Source organism: Bradyrhizobium sp. F1.13.3, from assembly GCF_040548265.1.
Lineage (GTDB): Bacteria > Pseudomonadota > Alphaproteobacteria > Rhizobiales > Xanthobacteraceae > Bradyrhizobium.
Genome location: NZ_JBEPRI010000006.1, coordinates 333,747 through 352,263 on the forward strand (window position 1 = coordinate 333,747; position 18,517 = coordinate 352,263).

Here is an 18,517-nt window from a genome sequence, read left to right on the forward strand (position 1 = left end):
GGCCGAGCAGCTCGCGGATGAAGTTGCGATCGAGGCGGCCGAGCTTTCCGCCCCAGGCGACCCATTCATCTTGGAAGCGCCCCAGAGACGTCCCTGCCCCGAAATGAATGAGGGTGAGGCCTCCCTATCCATCTGGGTCGACGCAGTGGGATGAATAGGTGCTATATTACCCGAGCTGGCGCGAGACCTGATTTAAGCTTCGCTCCTCTGATGACGGCGCGTCGCTCCGACGCTGTTAAGCGATTGATCCTTTGGAGGTCGAAACCGCTTTCGGGCCATGCTAAGGCCTGCGGCAATTCGTTCCCCTTGCTTGCCCTGCCCGGTTCTTCCGGGACGATGGACCCCGAGATGACCGCGACTGCTACCTCAAATGCTGCCGGCTCCGCCGCCTGGGCGGATACGCTGCTGCTGTCGTTCGCGCAGGCCGGCTATGTCAGGGCCGAGCCCGCGATCCTGCAACCGGCCGAACCGTTCCTGGACCTCTCCGGCGAGGACATCCGCAAGAGCCTGTACCTGACCACGGACCTCTCCGGCGAGGAGCTCTGCCTGCGGCCGGACCTGACCATTCCGGTGGCCCGCGATTACCTCAGCTCTGGCCGTGCTGGCCAGCCGGCCGGGTTCAGTTATCTCGGCCCGGTGTTTCGCTACCGCAACGGCCAGAGCAGCGAATTCCTGCAGGCCGGCATCGAATCGTTCGGCCGCCAGGACCGCGCCGCGGCCGATGCCGAGATGCTGGCGCTGGCGCTGGAGGCGACCGCCGCCTTCGGCGTCCGCGACGTCGAGATCCGCACCGGCGACGTGGCGCTGTTCAACGCGCTGCTCGACGCGCTCAACCTCTATCCGGTCTGGCGCCGCCGCCTGGTCAAGGATTTCAACCGCAAGATCAGCCTGGAGCAGGATCTGGAGCGGCTGGCAGCCGCGACCACCGCGACCCGCAGCGAATATGAGGGCGTGCTCGCGGCGCTCGCCGGCTCCGACCGCAAGGCGGCACTCGCTTTCGTCACCGATCTGATGTCGATCGCCGGCACCACCAATGTCGGCGGCCGCACCACGGCCGAGATTGCCGACCGCTTCCTCGAGCAGTCGACGTTGAAGGGCGGCGCGCTGCCGCGCGAGGCCATCGCCGTGCTCAAGCGTTTCCTGTCGATATCGGGTAATCCCGATGACGCCGTCGCGGAGCTGCGCGCGCTCACCAATGATGCAAAGCTCGATCTCAGTGCTGCGATCGACCAGTTCGAAAGCCGGGTCGGCTTCATGGCCGCGCGCGGCATCGATGTGAAGGGGACGCGCTTTTCGACCGCGTTCGGACGCGGGCTCGACTACTACACCGGCTTCGAATTCGAGCTGCATCACCGCGGCAACGGCGCCGAGCCGCTGGTTGCCGGCGGCCGCTATGACGGGCTGATGACTCAACTTGGATCGGCCGAGCCGATTCCGGCGGTCGGTTTCTCGGTCTGGGTGGATGCGCTGACCCGGATCGGCCGCAAGGTGGGAGCTTAAGTCATGAGCGCGCCATTCGTTCTGGCCGTTCCTTCCAAGGGCCGCCTTCAGGAAAACACCGAGGCCTTCTTCGCCCGCGCCGGGCTGAAGCTGTCGAAGGCGGGCGGCGCACGCGACTATCGCGGCACGCTCGCGGGCCTCGACAATGTCGAGGTGGCCTATCTCTCGGCGAGCGAGATCGCCTCGCAACTGTCCCGCGGCTCGGCGCATCTCGGCGTCACGGGCGAGGATCTGGTGCGCGAGACCATCGCGGACGCCGACAAGCGCGTCTCCCTGATCGAAGGCCTCGGCTTCGGCTATGCCGACGTCGTCGTCGCGGTGCCGCAGGCGTGGATCGACGTCCGCACCATGGCCGACCTCGACGACGTCACCACCGGCTTCCGCGAGCAGCATCACATGCGGATGCGGGTCGCGACCAAGTTCATCAACCTCACCCGCGCCTTCTTCCAGAATCAAGGCATCACCGATTACCGCATCGTCGAAAGCACGGGCGCAACCGAAGGCGCGCCGGCCGCCGGCAGCGCCGAGTTGATCGTCGACATCACCACGACCGGGGCGACCCTCGCCGCCAACGGATTGCGGGTGCTCGACGACGGCGTGATCCTGCGCAGCCAGGCCAATCTGGTCGCCTCAAGGGACGCCGATTGGTCGCCGCAGGCCCGGGAGACCGCGCGAATCATCCTCGATCACATCGCGGCGCGGGCGCGGGCCAACAAATACCGCGAAGTCCGCACCCGCTTCCGCCAGTGCGACGCGGCCATGCTCACCGAGGCTCACGAGCGCTTCGGCGTCGAAGCCCCGTTCGGCGGGCCGACCTCCTCGGGCATGCTCACGCTGCACTGCCCGCCGGGCCAGCTCTATGCACTCGCGAGCTTCCTGCGCGCGCATGGCGCCGAGACCGTCTCGGTGGTTTCGCTGGATTACGTGTTCGACCGGGACAACCCGCTGTTCGCCATGCTCGAGGCGTTCCTGCGGCAGTGAGCCCAAAGTTTGTTGAGCAATTCCGTTCAGCGTAGCGACAGCAAACGGCAGCTACCATATGCTGTCGAGATGACCTTGAACGCCTCTGGAACCTTGATCGATGACGTTGGGCTCTGACGTTTCCGGCATGACGACCACCGCGGCAAGCGCCGCCGTGAAGGGACTGTCGATTGTCGTCCCCGTCTACAACGAAGCGGCGGGCCTCGCCGCCTTGCACCAGCGCATTTGCGATCTCGCAAAGACCTTGCGGCAGCGCTATCGCTTGTCTTGCGAGGTCGTCTATGTCGACGACGGCAGCGCGGACGCGACGCTGTCGATCGCCCGCTCGCTGCCGGCCGACGCGGTCGACGTCCAGGTGGTGTCGTTGTCGCGGAATTTCGGCAAGGAGGCCGCGCTGATGGCCGGCCTCGACCATGCCCGGCTCGGCGCGGTGCTGTTCATGGATGGCGACGGCCAGCATCCGCCGTCGCTGGTCGAGCGACTGGTGCGGCACTGGATCGAGGACGGCTACGACGTCGTCTATACCGCCAAGGCGCATCGCGACAACGAGCCGTTCCTGCGTCGGCTCGCCGGGCGCGGCTTCTATGCGCTGATCAATTGGGGCGCGCGCCAGAAGATTCCCGAAGACGCCGGCGATTTCCGCCTGCTGTCGCCCCGCGCGGTCGCAGCACTGAGGCAGCTGCCGGAGCGCAACCGCTTCTTCAAGGGCCTCGCGAGCTGGATCGGCTTCCGCCAGATCCGCGTCGACTACGAGCCCGCGCCGCGCACCCATGGCGTGACAACCTTCAGCGCCGCGCGTCTGCTCGGTCTTTCGATCGAAGGCGTGACCTCGTTCTCGGTGGCGCCGCTGCGCTTCGCCAGCCTGCTTGGCGTGATCCTCGCCGGCGGAGCGTTCCTGTTCGGTCTGTCCATCCTCTGGGAGGTCTTGACCACCGGCAAGCAGGTGCCCGGCTATCCCTCACTCGTGATCGGCCTGATGACGATCGGCGGCGTGCAGCTCATCATGATCGGCATCGTCGGCGAATATATCGGCAAGATCCTGTCCGAGCTGAAGGCGCGCCCGATCTACTTCGTCGCCGAGCACAGTGAAAAGCATTTCGAGTCCGACAAGGCCCAGGACGCTTCAAGCCTGGACACCTCGAACAGGACGGCGGCCGAATGAGCGCGGCCGCGCCGCCGCGGCGGATCTGGCTCTGCGCCGACGATTACGGCATCAGCCCGGGCGTCAATCGCGCCATCCGCGACCTGATCGGACGCTGCCGTCTCAACGCCACCTCGGTGATGATGGTGGGACCTGTGGTCGAGCGCAGCGAGATCGAGGCGCTCCAGGCGGCGGCGCAAGCGAGCCCGCGCTGCGCGATCGGATTGCACGTGACATTGTCGGCACCGTTCCGGCCGCTCACCATGCATTTCCGCCCGCTCGACGGCGACATGTTTCTCCCGTTTCCGAAGCTGCTGCGCGCGGGTCTTGCGCGAAGGCTCGACCGCGAGTTCTTTCGCAACGAGGTCAAGGCGCAGCTGGCAGCCTTCGCGAAAGCGTTCGGGCGCGCGCCTGACTTCGTCGACGGCCATCAGCATGTGCAGCTCTACCCGCAGGTGCGCGACGGCTTTGTCGATGCAGTTGCCGAAGCCGCGCCAAAAGCCTGGGTGCGCCAGGGCGGCCGCGACCTGCCGCTGATGCAGCGGCTGGCCTCACCGAAAGCCATGGTGCTCGATATCCTCAGCGCGCAATTCCGCCGCCGTGCCGGCCGCGCGGGCCTAAGCTACAATCCCGGCTTCGCCGGCGCCTATGATTTCACGCAGGCGGCCGATTTCGGTGCGCTGATGCGGCAATTCCTCGAAGGCCTGCCGGACGGGGGCCTCGTGATGTGCCATCCCGGCTTCGTCGACGACATCCTCACCGGGCTCGACCCGATGACGGATGTCCGCGAGCGCGAGCACGCCTATCTCGCCGGCGATGCCTTCGCGCGCCTGCTGACGGACAGCAGCGTCACGCTGGGGTGAAACCGGCCAAAGTCTGCGAGAAAGCCGCCCGCGAGGCAGCTTGTCGCATACCGAAATTTAATCCAGCCGGCACTGTTGGGGCCACATTGGAACCCTACATCTGCCTCGCGCTTGTTTTGCGCGAGGGAGACTGACCATGACGCCGCAGGAACGCCAGCTCGTCGACGAGCTTTTCGACCGGCTTTCGAAACTGGAAAATGCACCGCGCGATCCCGACGCGATCGCCGCGATCTCCGACGGCCTGCGCAAGGCGCCCGGCGCGATCTATGCGCTGGTGCAGACCGTGCTGTTGCAGGACGAGGCGCTGAAGCGTGCTCACAATCGCATCCAGGAGCTGGAGGCGGGGCAAGCGCCCGAGCAGGCGCAGTCCGGCGGCTTCCTGGACACCATGCGCGACACGCTGTTCGGCGGGGGTCCGTCGCGCGGCTCGGTTCCGAACGTACCGCCACGTGACTCGCGGCCGGTCTGGAACAGCGGCCAGGCGATGCAGCAGACCCAGCCCGGTTACGGCCAGCCGCCTTATGGGCAGGCTTACGGTCAAGGACCAAATCAGGGTCCAGGGCAAGGCTATGGCGCGCCGCCGGTCGGCGGTGGCGGCGGCTCGTTCCTCGGCACGGCGGCGGCAGCCGCGGCCGGCGTCGTCGGCGGCTCGCTGCTGCTGTCCAGCATCCGCGGCATGATGGGCGGATCGCATCAGCAGGCCTTCGGCGACACCAATGCCCTGGGCGACCGCAGCGCTGGTGGAAGTCCCTGGAGCGGCAGCGATCAGTCCGGCGGCTCACTCGCGCGCGATGCCGGCCTCGACGACATCGGCTCGAACCGCGACCGCGGTGATGCGTCCCGCCAGGGCTTCGCCGACCACGCTTCGAACGACGACCAGAATTACAACGATCAGAACGACAATGACGACAATGTCGACCTCGCCGACGACAGCGATTTCGGCGGCGGCGACGATGGCGGCAGCGATTACGCCTGACGCTATTTATCCTTGCTCCAAACGAGAACGGCCGCCGATGAGGCGGCCGTTTTTGGTTCCGAGCAATATGCGCCTACATCACCACGACCTTGGTGCCGACGTTGACGCGGCCATAGAGGTCGATGACGTCTTCGTTGCGCATGCGGATGCAGCCCGAGGAGACGTTGGTGCCGATGGTCCAGGGCTCGTTGGAGCCGTGGATACGGTAGAGCGTCGAACCGAGATACATCGCGCGCGCGCCGAGCGGATTTTCCGGGCCGCCTTCCATGTGCCTGGGCAGGTCGGGGCGGCGCGCGATCATTTCCGCCGGCGGGGTCCAGGCCGGCCATTCGCGCTTGGCCGTGATCGACTTCACGCCGGACCAGGTGAAGCCGGGACGCCCGACGCCGATGCCGTAGCGCATCGCCCGGCCGTTGCCCTCGACGAGGTAGAGGAATTTGTTCGGCGTATCGACCACGATCGTGCCTGCGCTTTCGTTGCCGCTATAGTCAACGAGTTGTTTCTCGAATCTCGGGTCGAACTGACGCTGCCGCGGATCGACCGCCTCCTGCTGGAGACCTGCGCCCTGCATCTGCGGCTCGCCCATCGGCGGCAGGCGGCGCTGGTCATAATAACCTGGCTGCTGCTGATACATCGGCTGCTGCGGAGCGTAGGCCGGACCGCGACCGGGCCCGTCGCCGAATATGAACTCGATGAAGCCGCCGCCCATGTTTGAATTGGAGGCGACCCGAACCGGCGCAGGCGGCATCTGCGGCTGGTAGAGCACCGCGGGCGGATCGTTCGGCACGCTATTGTCGAAAGCGCTGGCGCTGTTGGCGCCCGCAATGAAGGTGCAAGCGCTGCCAAGCAGCGCGACAGACATTTTCTTGAACATCGACGTACTCTGTACTGTTTCGTCTAGATCACATGCGCCGTGGCGAGGTGATGGCTGATCCGCTCCCGCGACGTGGTCAATAAAGAGCAAAAGCCGTTTTGTTTGGTAAACGGAAACGCCATTTCGATTCACCACGTCGTCGGCAGCGGTGCTATTTGGCGATCAGCGTTTATTTTCGATGAACGCCGCGCACGCATGGTTAATCGCCCGTTTGCAAGCCGTCGCGCACAACCGCACGACAGTTCCGGCTGTGAACTTCGTGTTAAATCGCTTCTGCCTACAAAGACGCGTGAGTGAGGTGGGGGGAGTTCTTGATGGCTATTCACCGCAAACGTTTTCGTGTCGAAGAGGCTATTGTCGGCGAGATGCCAAGCCCCGAAATGATTGAGGAGGCTGCGCCGATGCATAGCGAGATCATGGCCGAGTTGCGTGCGATCCGTGCACAGATGGCGAAGGGCACCGCGCCCTTGTCCGGCAGCGCCGCCATGGCCGCGATCGACGCCTCCACCGCCCACGAGCTCTCCGAAGCCCGTACCATGCTCGATACTTACCGGGCGCAGATCGAGCAGTGCGAGAAGCTGAAGGTCGAGCTCGACCTCATCCACGACGCCATCGACCGTACCAAGCGCGAGATCGCGACACTGCATGGCAAGAGCTTCGACGGCGGCGAAATGGCCAAGGTCAATGGCGAGCTCGGCGCAGTCGTCGGCGGCACCGAACAGGCGACCCAGCAGATCCTCGAAGCCGCCGAGTCGATCGACCAGGCGGCCAGCGCGATGGCCAAGGTGCAATCGGCCGATCAGCAGAAGCGGCTCGCCGACGATATCCAGGAACGCGTCATCTCGATCTTCGAAGCCTGCAACTTCCAGGACCTGACCGGCCAGCGCATCAGCAAGGTCATGACCACGATGAAGTTCATCGAGCAGCACATCAACTCCATGATGGAAATCTGGGGCGGCGTCGACGCGATCAAGTCCCACGTCGTGCCGCAGGTCGACACCCGCAGCGACGACGACAAGCTTCTCAACGGCCCGAAGCTCGCCGGCGACGTCGGCCACGCCTCGCAGGACGACATCGACGCGCTGTTCGACTGAGCGGACGCGACACTCTGAAAAACAAAACGCCGGCGCAAGCCGGCGTTTTTTTCGTCATTGCGAGCGAAGCGAAGCAATCCAGCCTGTGTCCGCGGAGGCAGCCTGGATTGCTTCGTCGCTTCGCTCCTCGCAATGACGAGTTGGCTAGGCCGGCGCTCTGATCACGCCCTCGGCGCGCAGCGGACGTAGACCATGTTGCCGTAGCGGGTGGCGGCGTCCTTGTCGATGAAGCGGGTGATGAGAACGCGACCGTCGAAGGAGACGATCTCGCGGTCCTGGTCGCCGGGCGTCGGACCCGCCGGCCCGATATAGTTCTTGCCGCTGGGCGAACCCTTCAGCCGCAGCTCCTGCGGTGTTGCCTGGTCCGCCAGATGCATGATCACGCCGCCGGAGGAGCCGGCGGTGATCACGTAAGGATTTTTGCATTGGGCCCGGGCGGCAGCCTCGGTGCGGGCTCGGTCGGCCGGGTTCTGGAACGAGGCGAGGCCCCAGCGCCCGACGATCTCGTCGGCGCGGATCGACGCGGGCATTTCCGGGCCGGTGCCGGGCTCGGCCTCGGGCGGCGGTGAGGACGAAGAAAAGGACGGCAGGCTCATGCCGCCGCCGCAGGCACCAAGCAGCAGCGCCAGGCAAGAAGCCGCCGCCAGATTGGCGACCGTGCGCGCGTGAGCTGAACTGATCATGGCATTCCCCCGGACAAAACCATGGCCGCACCCCTTACGCAGCCAAGCGCAAAACCGCTGCCGGAGCAATGACGTCCTTTAATACGCCGGCGCCCCGAACAAGTTTCCAATGTCACCATCCTATATCCGTCTCACCAATCGCTTAACCACCTTTGCTTGACAGGATCGCGGCCAAGCCATATTCCCGGACGCACCATTAGCACTCTGAAAGATGGATTGCTAACGCGCGCCGATCGATCCTCGGGGAGGGTGGACGGAAGCGCCGCCCGCCCACTGCCTCTCCTTCCGAAGCGAGCCTCCAAAGGGAAACGTCATGACTAAATCCAAATTTCGTCCGCTGCATGACCGTGTCGTGGTCAAACGTATCGACGCCGAGTCAAAGACCAAGGGCGGCATCATCATTCCGGACACGGCCAAGGAAAAGCCGTCCCAGGGCGAAGTCGTCGCCGTCGGCCCCGGTGGCCGCGACGAGGCCGGCAAGCTGATCCCGATCGACCTCAAGGTCGGCGACCGTGTGCTGTTTGGCAAGTGGTCGGGCACCGAGGTCAAGATCGACAACGATGAGCTCCTGATCATGAAGGAGTCGGACATCATGGGCGTGATGGCCTAAGGCCAGACGCCTGAACGGCCGCTGAATGCATGCCCGGGTCACTCGATCCGGGCATGCATCATTCTGCCGGGTTCGATCGCGGACCCCGGGATGAGGCGACCCAATAAGCAAGACACATCACGAAAGAAGAGGAATTGCAGACCATGGCTGCCAAAGACGTCAAGTTTTCCGGAGACGCGCGCGATCGCATGCTGCGCGGCGTCGATATTCTCGCCAACGCCGTCAAGGTGACGCTCGGCCCGAAGGGCCGCAACGTGCTCATCGAGAAGTCGTTCGGCGCGCCCCGCATCACCAAGGACGGCGTCACCGTCGCCAAGGAGATCGAGCTCGAGGACAAGTTCGAGAACATGGGCGCCCAGATGGTGCGTGAGGTCGCCTCCAAGACCAACGACCTCGCCGGCGACGGCACCACCACCGCGACCGTGCTGGCCCAGTCCATCGTGCGCGAAGGCGCCAAGTCGGTTGCCGCCGGCATGAACCCGATGGACCTCAAGCGCGGCATCGACATCGCGGTCGCGGCCGTCGTCAAGGACATCGAGAAGCGCGCCAAGCCGGTCGCCGCCTCCTCCGAGGTCGCTCAGGTCGGCACCATCTCGGCCAACGGCGATGCCGCCATCGGCAAGATGATCGCGCAGGCGATGCAGAAGGTCGGCAACGAGGGCGTCATCACCGTCGAGGAGAACAAGTCGCTCGACACCGAGGTGGACATCGTCGAGGGCATGAAGTTCGACCGCGGCTATCTCAGCCCCTACTTCGTCACCAACCCCGAGAAGATGACGGCCGAGCTCGAGGACGCCTACATCCTCCTGCACGAGAAGAAGCTGTCCGGCCTGCAGGCCATGCTGCCGGTGCTTGAAGCCGTGGTGCAGTCGGGCAAGCCGCTCGTCATCATCGCTGAAGACGTCGAGGGCGAGGCGCTGGCCACCCTGGTCGTCAACCGCCTCCGTGGCGGCCTGAAGGTCGCCGCCGTCAAGGCGCCGGGCTTCGGCGACCGCCGCAAGGCCATGCTCGAGGACCTCGCGATCCTCACCGGCGGCCAGCTGATCTCCGAAGACCTCGGCATGAAGCTCGAGAACGTCACGGTGAAGATGCTTGGGCGCGCGGGCAAGGTGGTGATCGACAAGGAGAACACCACGATTGTCAAGGGCGCCGGCAAGAAGCCGGAGATCGAGGCCCGCGTCGGCCAGATCAAGGCCCAGATCGAGGAGACCACCTCGGACTACGATCGTGAGAAGCTCCAGGAGCGGCTCGCCAAGCTCGCAGGCGGCGTCGCGGTAATCCGCGTCGGCGGCGCCACCGAGATCGAGGTCAAGGAGAAGAAGGACCGCGTCGAGGACGCGCTCAACGCCACCCGCGCCGCGGTGCAGGAAGGCATCGTCCCCGGCGGCGGCGTCGCGCTGCTCCGCGCCAAGAAGGCGGTTGGCCGTCTGACCAACGCCAATGCCGACGTCCAGGCCGGCATCAACATCGTGCTGAAGGCGCTGGAAGCCCCGATCCGCCAGATCTCCGAGAACGCGGGCGTGGAAGGCTCGATCGTCGTCGGCAAGATCCTGGAGAACAAATCGGAGACCTTCGGCTTCGACGCCCAGACCGAGGAGTATGTCGACATGGTCGAGAAGGGCATCATCGACCCCGCCAAGGTGGTGCGCACCGCGCTCCAGGACGCCGCGTCGATCGCCGGCCTGCTGGTGACCACCGAGGCCATGGTCGCGGAGTCACCGAAGAAGGAAGCCGCCCCCGGCATGCCGGCCGGTGGCGGCATGGGCGGCTTCTAAGCCCATCCGCGCCTGACAGTAGTTGCGAAGGCCGCCTCCGGGCGGCCTTCTTTTTTGCCGATCATGGCCCGAGCTTTCCAATTCAACCGGCGGCCAAAACCCACTACGGTGACGCCCGATTCGAATTGTTTGGGCATGATCTCATCGGAAAACCGCTGCACACTTTTCCGGATCATGCCCCATTGCCCCGGGGATTTCGTCGATGCGCCCGCTTCTGTTTTGCTCCACGGCCGTTCTGGCGGCTCTGCTTGCAGTTTCGCCTGAGGTCGCATCGGCCCAGATGAAGCTGGCGCCCAAGGCCACGGCGTCGGGCGGCGCCGAGACGCGCTATTTCACCTCGATCGACGGGCTGATGGACGGCAATGCCGACGTGATCCTGAAGGAGACACGCCAGGGCAAGACCGTCACCGCGGCCGTGCTCGACGTCTGTTATCCCGTCGCGAAGAATTCCGACCGCAAGGACCGCTTCATCGTCAATCTCCAGGTCGCGGGCCAGAACCTGACGGGTACGACTCAGAGCCTCGGCGCGAAGGCGCCGGTCACCGTCAAGCTGCTGCGCAAACAGGCCGGAGACACGTTCGAATTCCGCGGCCAGATCAGCATTGGCCAGGCCGTCACCGAGGTCACCTCGCCCGACAATTCCGATCTCAGCGAGAAGGAATTCCTCGACAACCAGACCTCCGACGACGGCATCACGCCGCAGCCGAAGGATTTCACCGACGTCTCACCGGAAGCGATCGCGGTCAAGGTCAAGGTGGATGCCGCGACCGAGTTCCTGAAGAGCCTGAAGGGCCAGGACGTCGAGGTGACGCTGGCGAGCCTCACCGTCGGCTGCGACGCGCTGCGCGCGGGCGAGCAGACCATCAACATGTCGGTCGATCCGGAGCGCGCCGGCACGCTGCTGGCAAAATTCAAGGCGATGCCCGGTGTCACTGCCGCGGGCTGGACCGCGGGCATGATCGAGATGGACCGCACCATCCGCATTCCCGCCGCCGACTGGCGCGACGGCGACAAGATCAACCGCGACAAGCTCGCGGCCGCGGTGGCTGGCGTGCTGAGCAGGACGCTCGCGGCAAAGCCGGTCTCGCAGAGCTTCAACCCGGCGACCGGCAAGCTCAAGCTGGTGTTCAAGCGGCCGAACCTGGATTTTCCCGCGCTCGAGCTCACCGACACGATCGAGGTTGCGGGTCTCGTCTCGCCCGACAAGCCCGGCACGACCGACAAGCTCATGCTCTGGGTCGGGAGTCCCGCGACCACGACCACTGACGAGAGCAGCGGCGCCAAGCTCAATCTCTCGGACGAAGCGACCGCCGACGAGGAAGGCGATCAGCCCGATGACAACGGTTCGGTCGAGGCGCTCGCCAAGGAACTGAAAGGCCAGCGCTGGGACGCCGACAAGTCGGTGTGGAAGTGACGTAACCCGCACATCAACTCTCGGTCGTCGCCCCGCTTGACCGGGCGACCCAGTACTCCGAGACGATTTTGATGCATCGAGAAGCTGCGGCGTACTGGATTCCCCGCTTGCCGCCTACGCTAAAGCTTCGGCGCCCCTGGACCTCAACCCCGGCGAAGCCTTGGCGTAGCCGGGTCGCGGGGAATGACAGCGGTGGCTAATTGCCGTTGACGCGGAAGCGCAGCGGCTTGGGGCCGACGAGCGTGAGCACGTCGCCCTGGCGCTTCCAGGTCTCGACGCTGCCGAGGGCCGCAACGAGATCGTCGTCGGCCTGCGCTCGCGCCGGCGGGCAGGAGCGGTCCTGGATCTGGCCGGGGACGAAGATCACGGTGTTGCCGGCAACCGAGAATTGGCCCTTGCCGCCCTTGCACCAGAGCTCCAGCACGACCTCGCCATTGTCGCCGATCTCGATGTTCGGAATCCGCTTCGAGCCCGGCTGCGGCAGCGCCTCCAGCGTCATCTCGGTGCCGAACGGAAAACCGTCCTCCGCACGCGCAAGCGTGGACATCGCGAGCATTGCAACCGCCGCACACACCGTCTGCCTGAACGAAACCATGAGACCTCTCGACCGACTTGATTTGCGGCACCTTCTATAAGACAGCGGCGCCGTTGAGAAGGTTCGCCCGTGCGCCACGCGAAAATCCCCGCGAGGACCAACCTCGCGGGGATTTGGGTTGAAGCGGGGCGTGGCCTGCTACTTCAGCACCATCGCCGTGAACGGCCAGACATAGGCCTGCAACGTCACGAACACGCCGACCAACGAGGCCAGCACGATCGAGTGCCAGAACACGAAGCGCAGGATCGTGCCTTCGTGCCCGTACCAATTCGTCGCGGTGGACGCGACCACGATCGACTGGGCGTCGATCATCTTGCCCATCACGCCGCCGGACGAGTTCGCCGCAGCCATCAGGATCGGCGACAGACCAAGCTGCTCGGAGGTGATCTTCTGAAGATTTCCGAACAGAACGTTGGAAGCGGTATCCGATCCCGTTAGCGCCACGCCCAACCAGCCGAGCAGTGTGCCGAAGAAGGGATAGAGCACGCCTGTTGCAGCAAAGGCGAGGCCGAGCGTCGCGTCCACGCCGGAGAGCCGCGTTAGCGTGCCGATCGCAAGCATCGCCGAGATCGTGATCAGCGAGATCGCGCAAAGCCGGATGGTGCGCCCGTATTCCGTCAAGAGCCGGCCAGGACCGACGCCCATCAGGAAGCCTGAGATGATCGCCGCAATCAGCATGCCCGTGCCGGTGAACGAGAGATAGGTGAAGCCGAACACCGCGCTCTCTTTCGTCGGCCCCGGCGCGACCGGCGGCATCTTGTTGATCATCTGATGCAGCTCGGGAACGGGGTAGTTCCAGGTAAAGATCGAGTTCGCCCAAGTCTTGAATCCACCATTGCCCCAGATCAGCATCACGATACAGACGATGATCCACGGCAGCAGCGCGCTGAACAGCTCGCTCTGCGTCAGCGGCGTCTTGTCCATCGGTTTTGCGGCGGCCATGGTGGCGGCCGATTCATCGCGGCCGCGCAGCGCAGGGGACAGCCAGAGCTGCCTCGGCTGCCAGACCTTCAGGAACAGGATCAGCGCGCCCATCGAGATCAGCGATGCGCCGATGTCGACGATCCAGGGATTGATGAAGTTCGAGATCACGAATTGCGGGACCGCGAATGACACGCCGGTGACCAGGATCGCCGGCCAGACATCCTTCATGCCCTTCCAGCCCGCGAACGCCCACACCACCCAGAACGGCACGATCAGCGAGAAGAACGGCAATTGCCGGCCGACCATCGCGCCGAGGATGTAGGGATCAAGCCCGGTGACCGAGGCAAGGCCCTGGATCGGCGTGCCCAGCGCCCCATAGGCGACCGGCGCGGTGTTGGCGATCAGCGACAGGCCGCTTGCTGCAAGCGGCGAGAAGCCGAGGCCGATCAGGACGGCGCCCGTGATCGCGACCGGCGTGCCGAAGCCCGAGGCACCTTCGAAGAAGGCGCCGAACGAGAATGCTATCAGCAGCAATTGCAGCCGCCGGTCCTCGGTGACGCCGCCGACCGCGCGCTTGAGCAATTCGAAGCGTCCGGTGCTCACCGTCACTTGGTAGAGGAAGATGACGTTGAGAACGATCCAGCCGATCGGGAAGAACCCGGTGACGATGCCCAGCACCGAGGCGCGGATCGACATGTTCGCGGGCATGGTGAAGACGAAGATCGTGATCAAATTGGCCACGATCACGGCGATGACCGCCGCGATATGAGCCTGGACGCGGCCGCTCGCGATCAGGACCAGCAATGTGACGACAGGGACTGCCGCCGCGATCGTCGACAGCACGGGGCTGTGCAACGGGTCATAAACTTGATTCCACATGGTCTTCCTCCCCCACGCATGTGTGCTGCAGGCGGCCCGCGTGGACAGCCGATCCTGCTTGGCGTTGAAGCGATAACCCCCGAGCCAGACGCGAATTCCTCGCGAATGCAGCGGTTCCCGTCCGCTCACAAGCTCGCGAAATCCCGAAGGCCCCCGCCCCGCGCCGTTGAGCCCATGCTAGGGTTGCAAGCTGCGACAAGCCAACGCAAATTGCAGGCCTTGCGACTTTAGTCTAAGCGCGCCGATTTCCGCCGTCGTCCCAAGTCTTTGGCCCCTGGCAGTTGTGCACATCCCCTCAGGAGACTCAGCTCTGTGAAGAACATCAGCGCCACGCTCGCGATCGTCTGGCGAATCGCCGCCCCATATTTCCGGTCGGAGGACAAATGGGCCGGCCGCGGTCTGCTGGCCGCTGTCATCGCGATGGAGCTGGCGCTGGTCGCGATCGACGTCCTGGTCAATCAATGGCAGAACCGGTTCTACAGCTCACTGCAGGCAAGTGACTGGGATAGTTTCGTCAGGGAGATCTGGATCTTCATTGGCCTCGCCTCCGCCTTCATCGCGCTGGCGGTCTACAAGCTGTACCTGAATCAGTGGCTCCAGATCCGCTGGCGGCAATGGCTGACCCGGCACTATCTGGGCGAATGGCTGCAAGGCGCCACCCACTACCGCATGCAGCTCAAGGGCGATGCGGCCGACAACCCGGACCAGCGCATCACCGAGGACGTCAAGAACTTCGTCGAGCAGACCCTGACTATCGGGCTCGGCCTGCTCTCGTCGATCGTGACGCTGTTCTCGTTCGTGATCATCCTCTGGGGGCTTTCCAACGCTGCGCCGTTGCACCTGTTCGGCGCCGATCTCATGATCCCCGGCTATCTGTGCTGGGGCGCGCTGGTCTACGCGATCTTCGGCACTGCGTTGACGCACTGGATCGGCGCTCCGCTGGTCAATCTCAATTTCGAGCAGCAGCGCTTCGAGGCCGACTTCCGCTTCAACCTCGTCCGCGTTCGCGAGAATTCCGAGCAGATCGCGCTACTCAAGGGCGAAGGCGCCGAGCGCGGCCGGCTGCTGGAGCGCTTCGGCTTCGTGATTGGTAATTGGTACGCCATCATGAGCCGCACCAAGCGCCTCACCGCGTTCACCGCGAGCTATCAGCAGGCCGCCGTGATCTTTCCCTACGTGCTGGTGGCGCCGGCCTTCTTCGCCAAGAAGATCCAGCTTGGCGACATGATGCAGACCGCCTCCGCCTTCTCGAGCGTACAAGGCGCACTGTCCTTCTTCGTCACGGCGTACCGGTCGCTGGCGGAATGGCGCTCGATCGTCGCGCGCCTCGACGGCTTCGAGATGTCGGTCGATGCGGCCGCGAATTTGCCGCCGCACGAGCCTGCGATTGCCCTCAAGGTCGCCGGCGGCAATCGCAATATCGCCCTCGAACAGCTCTGCGTGAACCTGCCGAGCGGCACGCCGCTGGTCGCCGCCGACGCCTTCTCCGTCCAGACGCCGGAGCGCGTGCTGGTGACCGGACCGTCGGGCTCCGGCAAGTCGACGCTATTCCGGGCCATCGCCGGCATCTGGCCGTTCGGCACCGGCAGCATCTTCGTCCCGGAAAAGGCGAAGCTGATGATGCTGCCCCAGCGTCCCTATTTCCCGGTCGGTGTGCTGCGCGACGCGGTGGTTTATCCGGCCGCGCCGGGCGCATTCGAAACCTCCCGTGTCAGGGACGCGCTGATCGCCGTGGGGCTGCCCGACCTCGCCGAACGGCTCGAGGAGGACGGTCATTGGAACCGGATGCTGTCGCTGGGCGAGCAGCAGCGCCTCGGGCTCGCCCGCGCGCTGCTGCACGCCCCGGACTACCTGTTCCTGGATGAGGCCACGGCCTCGCTGGACGAACCGTCCGAGGCCCGCCTGTACCGGCTGCTGGCGGAGAAGCTGCCGCAGGCCACCCTCGTCTCCATCGGCCACCGCTCGACGCTGGAAGCCTTCCATACCCGCAAGGTGACGATGGTGAAGCACGGCGCGATCCACGTCCTCGGTGACGGTGGTGTGCCGGTCGAGAAGGAGCCCAGCGCGGCACGCTGAGACGGCTCGACCGAGCCCTGAGGCTATTATGGCCCTTCGTTGCGGCCCTCCTTCGAGACGCCCGCCTTTGGCGGGCCCTCAGGATGAGGTCTGTCCTCGCGGTGAAATCTTTGACCCCTCATGGTGAGGAGCCCGCCGGAGGCGGGCGTCTCGAACCATGCAGGGCCCCGGCCCGGCGCCCCAAAGTCCCAAAGCAAAAGGGCGGCAGGTTTGCCCTGCCGCCCTTCATAAAGTCGCTTCGGGAAGAAGCTTACTTCAGGTTGCTCATCGCCGTCAGGTCGAACGACAGCTTGGCAATGCCGGCCGCGCCGCACCAGTTGGAGCCAGCGCCGCCCGGATTGATCGCGGTGACGTTGGTGGTACCGGTGGCATTGAAGGCGCTGGTGAAGGCGTTGCAATCACCCTTGTTCAGGTCGGTGTCGGAGTAACGCAGGTCCAGCGTGAACACCTTGTAGGTGAAGCCGATGCCGATGTTCCAGGTGTTGTAGTCCTTGTACGGGATACCGTTGGCGAAAACGGTGCCCACGCCGGTGCCGTAGAAGGCGTCCGAAGTACCGAACCACTGCCGGCCGAACTCACCCGACACGTACATGCCCATGCCGGAGGGACCGAAGGCCGTGCTGGGCGCCGTGTACTTGGCGGTCAACGAAGCGTAGTTGCCCCAGGCACCCGAGTTCAGGAAGTTCGGCGAGTAGTACTCGGTCGCGCCGACCGTGAAGCTGTCGTTGATGGTGTAGTTCACCTTGCCGTAGACTTCGACGAAGCTGACGTCCTTCTTCATGACGTTGCCGTCGGCGAGGAAGATCGTGGTCGTGCTGACGCCGCAGACGTTGCCGCCGGGAATGCCGCCGGTGAGCACGTTGTCGGCGCAGCTGCCGCCCGGATACAGGTAGCCCCAGACACCGATGTCGAAGGCGAAGGCGCCGAAGGTCGGGCGGATACCGCCGTAGATATCGACTTCAGCAGCGGCGCGATTGGCGAAGGAGATGCTCTCCGCGGACACGCCGACGTAGAGCTGGAGGTCCTTGTTGACGTTGTAGCGCGGCTCGAAATAGGCCGCGACCGACGGCTTGTGGTTCGACTGCGTGACGCCGCGGAAGATGTAGTCGCTCATGATGGCGCCGCCGAAGGCGATATCCCAGGGGTCAAACGCGACGACCGGCGGGGCCTTCAGCGCCTTCACTCGCATGTCTGCCGCGAAAGCCGAGCCCGTCACCATTGCCAGCGCCGTTGCCAACAAAGCCACTTTTTTCATTTCGATCCCCATCACCAGTTCTAAGACCCCAGCCGATCCCGGAAGCCCCCGGAACGCTCGACCTGATTGAAAATTTCGTAACTGCGGCAATTTGGATGGAGTGACGTAAACCGTGAAGCAAAAAACACGGGCATCTGCCGACTTTTTGGGCGTTCTGACGATTCTACGGAAGGTTGTCAGCCTGTGTGTCTTCTTGATCACATTATTTGCATGCCAAAGTGCACTGGGGGGCCCGGGTTAGTACGGGCCCCGCGGTACCGTGCTGCCCGCGCCACGAATCAGGCTGCTTCCGGACAAGACCATCCCGCGCGCGCCGTCGCGCCGATGCAAAAAGGCCGCAGCATCGCTGCGGCCTTCCTGTTGTCGATCATGGTCGTCGGATTGGATCCAGCGCTTTGCCTAACCTTGGGCCTAACCTTGTCCTTCGGCCGGCGTCGTGTCCGCAGAAGACGAAGGCATCGCCCAGCTTGTCTCGGCGGCGGGCTCGGGAGCCGGAGCTGCCGGTGTTGACGGCTTCGGCGCGGGAGCTGCCTTCGCCTTCTTCGGCGCCGCTTTCTTCGCAGCCTTCTTGGCGGCCTTCTTAGGGGCAGCCTGCTTAGCGGCCTTCTTGGCCGACTTCCTGGCGGCCTTCTTTGGCGCGGCCTTCGCAGATTTCTTTGTGGCCTTCTTGGCAGACTTCTTCGCGGATTTTTTGGCTGCCTTCTTTGAGGTCTTCTTCGCCGCTACTGCCTTCTTGGCCTTTTTGGCCTTCTTGCTTTTCTTCTTCTTCGCTTTCGCCATCGTGGTCCTCCTGTTGCCGCCGAACAATGGTCGATCGGGCGTCTTCAGCCGTCACCTCCGGACGAAAGCTCAGCCTTCGAAAGCTCGGCCTTCGAAA

16 protein-coding genes are annotated in these 18,517 nt (G+C 64.6%); 10 read left to right on the forward strand and 6 right to left on the reverse strand.

Annotated features, from left to right (window positions below; translation table 11 throughout):
• The first annotated feature begins 348 nt into the window (after positions 1-348).
• From ABIB66_RS19095 to ABIB66_RS19115, 5 genes are all read left to right on the forward strand, one after another.
• Positions 349-1,500, forward strand: coding sequence for an ATP phosphoribosyltransferase regulatory subunit (locus ABIB66_RS19095; RefSeq protein WP_354208253.1), 1,152 nt, complete (start codon positions 349-351; stop codon positions 1,498-1,500).
• Between the two features lie 3 nt (positions 1,501-1,503).
• Positions 1,504-2,481, forward strand: a complete 978-nt coding sequence (gene hisG, locus ABIB66_RS19100; RefSeq protein ID WP_354208254.1) for an ATP phosphoribosyltransferase — start codon at positions 1,504-1,506, stop codon at positions 2,479-2,481.
• A gap of 100 nt (positions 2,482-2,581) precedes the next feature.
• On the forward strand, positions 2,582-3,643 hold the full coding sequence (locus ABIB66_RS19105; protein WP_354208256.1) for a glycosyltransferase family 2 protein: 1,062 nt from the start codon (positions 2,582-2,584) through the stop codon (positions 3,641-3,643).
• Positions 3,640-4,485, forward strand: coding sequence for a ChbG/HpnK family deacetylase (locus tag ABIB66_RS19110; RefSeq protein ID WP_354208258.1), 846 nt, complete (start codon positions 3,640-3,642; stop codon positions 4,483-4,485). The genes ABIB66_RS19105 and ABIB66_RS19110 overlap by 4 nt, the downstream gene beginning before the upstream one ends.
• A 136-nt stretch (positions 4,486-4,621) precedes the next feature.
• A complete protein-coding gene (locus ABIB66_RS19115) occupies positions 4,622-5,461 on the forward strand; it encodes a DUF2076 domain-containing protein (RefSeq protein ID WP_354208260.1) in 840 nt (279 codons plus the stop codon).
• Between the two features lie 73 nt (positions 5,462-5,534).
• Here ABIB66_RS19115 and ABIB66_RS19120 read toward each other — a convergent pair whose 3' ends face one another.
• Complete coding sequence (locus ABIB66_RS19120; RefSeq protein ID WP_354208262.1) at positions 5,535-6,335, reverse strand: L,D-transpeptidase; 801 nt, start codon at positions 6,333-6,335, stop codon at positions 5,535-5,537.
• 314 nt (positions 6,336-6,649) lie between these two features.
• On the opposite strand from ABIB66_RS19120, the gene ABIB66_RS19125 reads away from it, so the two are divergent.
• A complete protein-coding gene (locus ABIB66_RS19125; RefSeq protein WP_275172386.1) occupies positions 6,650-7,429 on the forward strand; it encodes a protein phosphatase CheZ in 780 nt (259 codons plus the stop codon).
• 161 nt (positions 7,430-7,590) lie between these two features.
• On the opposite strand, the gene ABIB66_RS19130 is transcribed toward ABIB66_RS19125, so the two are convergent.
• Positions 7,591-8,112 carry a hypothetical protein gene (locus ABIB66_RS19130; protein WP_018453434.1) on the reverse strand — a complete coding sequence of 174 codons (522 nt, stop codon included), beginning with the start codon at positions 8,110-8,112 and terminating at the stop codon, positions 7,591-7,593.
• Between the two features lie 313 nt (positions 8,113-8,425).
• Between ABIB66_RS19130 and ABIB66_RS19135 the strand changes: the two genes are divergently transcribed.
• The 3 genes from ABIB66_RS19135 (at position 8,426) to ABIB66_RS19145 (ending at position 11,911) form a co-directional block, all read left to right on the forward strand.
• The gene (locus ABIB66_RS19135; RefSeq protein WP_007596954.1) at positions 8,426-8,722 is read left to right on the forward strand and encodes a co-chaperone GroES; all 297 of its coding nucleotides are present in this window, start codon (positions 8,426-8,428) and stop codon (positions 8,720-8,722) included.
• A 143-nt stretch (positions 8,723-8,865) separates the two neighbouring features.
• Entirely contained in the window at positions 8,866-10,497 is a 1,632-nt protein-coding gene (gene groL, locus ABIB66_RS19140; protein ID WP_354061446.1) for a chaperonin GroEL, read from the forward strand.
• Between the two features lie 202 nt (positions 10,498-10,699).
• Entirely contained in the window at positions 10,700-11,911 is a 1,212-nt protein-coding gene (locus ABIB66_RS19145) for a hypothetical protein (protein WP_354208264.1), read from the forward strand.
• Positions 11,912-12,107: 196 nt separating this feature from the next.
• On the opposite strand, the gene ABIB66_RS19150 is transcribed toward ABIB66_RS19145, so the two are convergent.
• Together ABIB66_RS19150 and ABIB66_RS19155 are read right to left on the reverse strand one after the other, a co-directional pair.
• A complete protein-coding gene (locus ABIB66_RS19150; protein WP_007614988.1) occupies positions 12,108-12,506 on the reverse strand; it encodes an META domain-containing protein in 399 nt (132 codons plus the stop codon).
• A gap of 138 nt (positions 12,507-12,644) precedes the next feature.
• Positions 12,645-14,309 carry an L-lactate permease gene (locus ABIB66_RS19155; RefSeq protein ID WP_275172381.1) on the reverse strand — a complete coding sequence of 555 codons (1,665 nt, stop codon included), beginning with the start codon at positions 14,307-14,309 and terminating at the stop codon, positions 12,645-12,647.
• A 312-nt stretch (positions 14,310-14,621) separates the two neighbouring features.
• Between ABIB66_RS19155 and ABIB66_RS19160 the strand changes: the two genes are divergently transcribed.
• The gene (locus tag ABIB66_RS19160; protein WP_275172380.1) at positions 14,622-16,385 is read left to right on the forward strand and encodes an ABC transporter ATP-binding protein/permease; all 1,764 of its coding nucleotides are present in this window, start codon (positions 14,622-14,624) and stop codon (positions 16,383-16,385) included.
• 250 nt (positions 16,386-16,635) lie between these two features.
• Here ABIB66_RS19160 and ABIB66_RS19165 read toward each other — a convergent pair whose 3' ends face one another.
• Both ABIB66_RS19165 and ABIB66_RS19170 read right to left on the reverse strand, forming a co-directional pair.
• The gene (locus ABIB66_RS19165; protein ID WP_027520439.1) at positions 16,636-17,640 is read right to left on the reverse strand and encodes a TorF family putative porin; all 1,005 of its coding nucleotides are present in this window, start codon (positions 17,638-17,640) and stop codon (positions 16,636-16,638) included.
• A gap of 411 nt (positions 17,641-18,051) precedes the next feature.
• Positions 18,052-18,420 carry a histone gene (locus tag ABIB66_RS19170; protein ID WP_354208364.1) on the reverse strand — a complete coding sequence of 123 codons (369 nt, stop codon included), beginning with the start codon at positions 18,418-18,420 and terminating at the stop codon, positions 18,052-18,054.
• Positions 18,421-18,517: the final 97 nt, after the last annotated feature.

Excerpts from the sequence above, each read along its gene's own strand:
- ABIB66_RS19135 (WP_007596954.1), top strand. The coding sequence starts at position 8,426 with ATGACTAAATCCAAATTTCGTCCGCTGCATGACCGTGTCGTGGTCAAA.
- ABIB66_RS19105 (WP_354208256.1), top strand. The coding sequence starts at position 2,582 with ATGACGTTGGGCTCTGACGTTTCCGGCATGACGACCACCGCGGCAAGC.
- ABIB66_RS19170 (WP_354208364.1), bottom strand. The coding sequence starts at position 18,420 with ATGGCGAAAGCGAAGAAGAAGAAAAGCAAGAAGGCCAAAAAGGCCAAG.
- ABIB66_RS19115 (WP_354208260.1), top strand. The coding sequence starts at position 4,622 with ATGACGCCGCAGGAACGCCAGCTCGTCGACGAGCTTTTCGACCGGCTT.
- ABIB66_RS19120 (WP_354208262.1), bottom strand. The coding sequence starts at position 6,335 with ATGTTCAAGAAAATGTCTGTCGCGCTGCTTGGCAGCGCTTGCACCTTC.
- ABIB66_RS19150 (WP_007614988.1), bottom strand. The coding sequence starts at position 12,506 with ATGGTTTCGTTCAGGCAGACGGTGTGTGCGGCGGTTGCAATGCTCGCG.
- ABIB66_RS19095 (WP_354208253.1), top strand. The coding sequence starts at position 349 with ATGACCGCGACTGCTACCTCAAATGCTGCCGGCTCCGCCGCCTGGGCG.
- ABIB66_RS19130 (WP_018453434.1), bottom strand. The coding sequence starts at position 8,112 with ATGATCAGTTCAGCTCACGCGCGCACGGTCGCCAATCTGGCGGCGGCT.
- ABIB66_RS19110 (WP_354208258.1), top strand. The coding sequence starts at position 3,640 with ATGAGCGCGGCCGCGCCGCCGCGGCGGATCTGGCTCTGCGCCGACGAT.
- ABIB66_RS19125 (WP_275172386.1), top strand. The coding sequence starts at position 6,650 with ATGGCTATTCACCGCAAACGTTTTCGTGTCGAAGAGGCTATTGTCGGC.
- groL (WP_354061446.1), top strand. The coding sequence starts at position 8,866 with ATGGCTGCCAAAGACGTCAAGTTTTCCGGAGACGCGCGCGATCGCATG.
- ABIB66_RS19165 (WP_027520439.1), bottom strand. The coding sequence starts at position 17,640 with ATGAAAAAAGTGGCTTTGTTGGCAACGGCGCTGGCAATGGTGACGGGC.
- hisG (WP_354208254.1), top strand. The coding sequence starts at position 1,504 with ATGAGCGCGCCATTCGTTCTGGCCGTTCCTTCCAAGGGCCGCCTTCAG.
- ABIB66_RS19155 (WP_275172381.1), bottom strand. The coding sequence starts at position 14,309 with ATGTGGAATCAAGTTTATGACCCGTTGCACAGCCCCGTGCTGTCGACG.
- ABIB66_RS19145 (WP_354208264.1), top strand. The coding sequence starts at position 10,700 with ATGCGCCCGCTTCTGTTTTGCTCCACGGCCGTTCTGGCGGCTCTGCTT.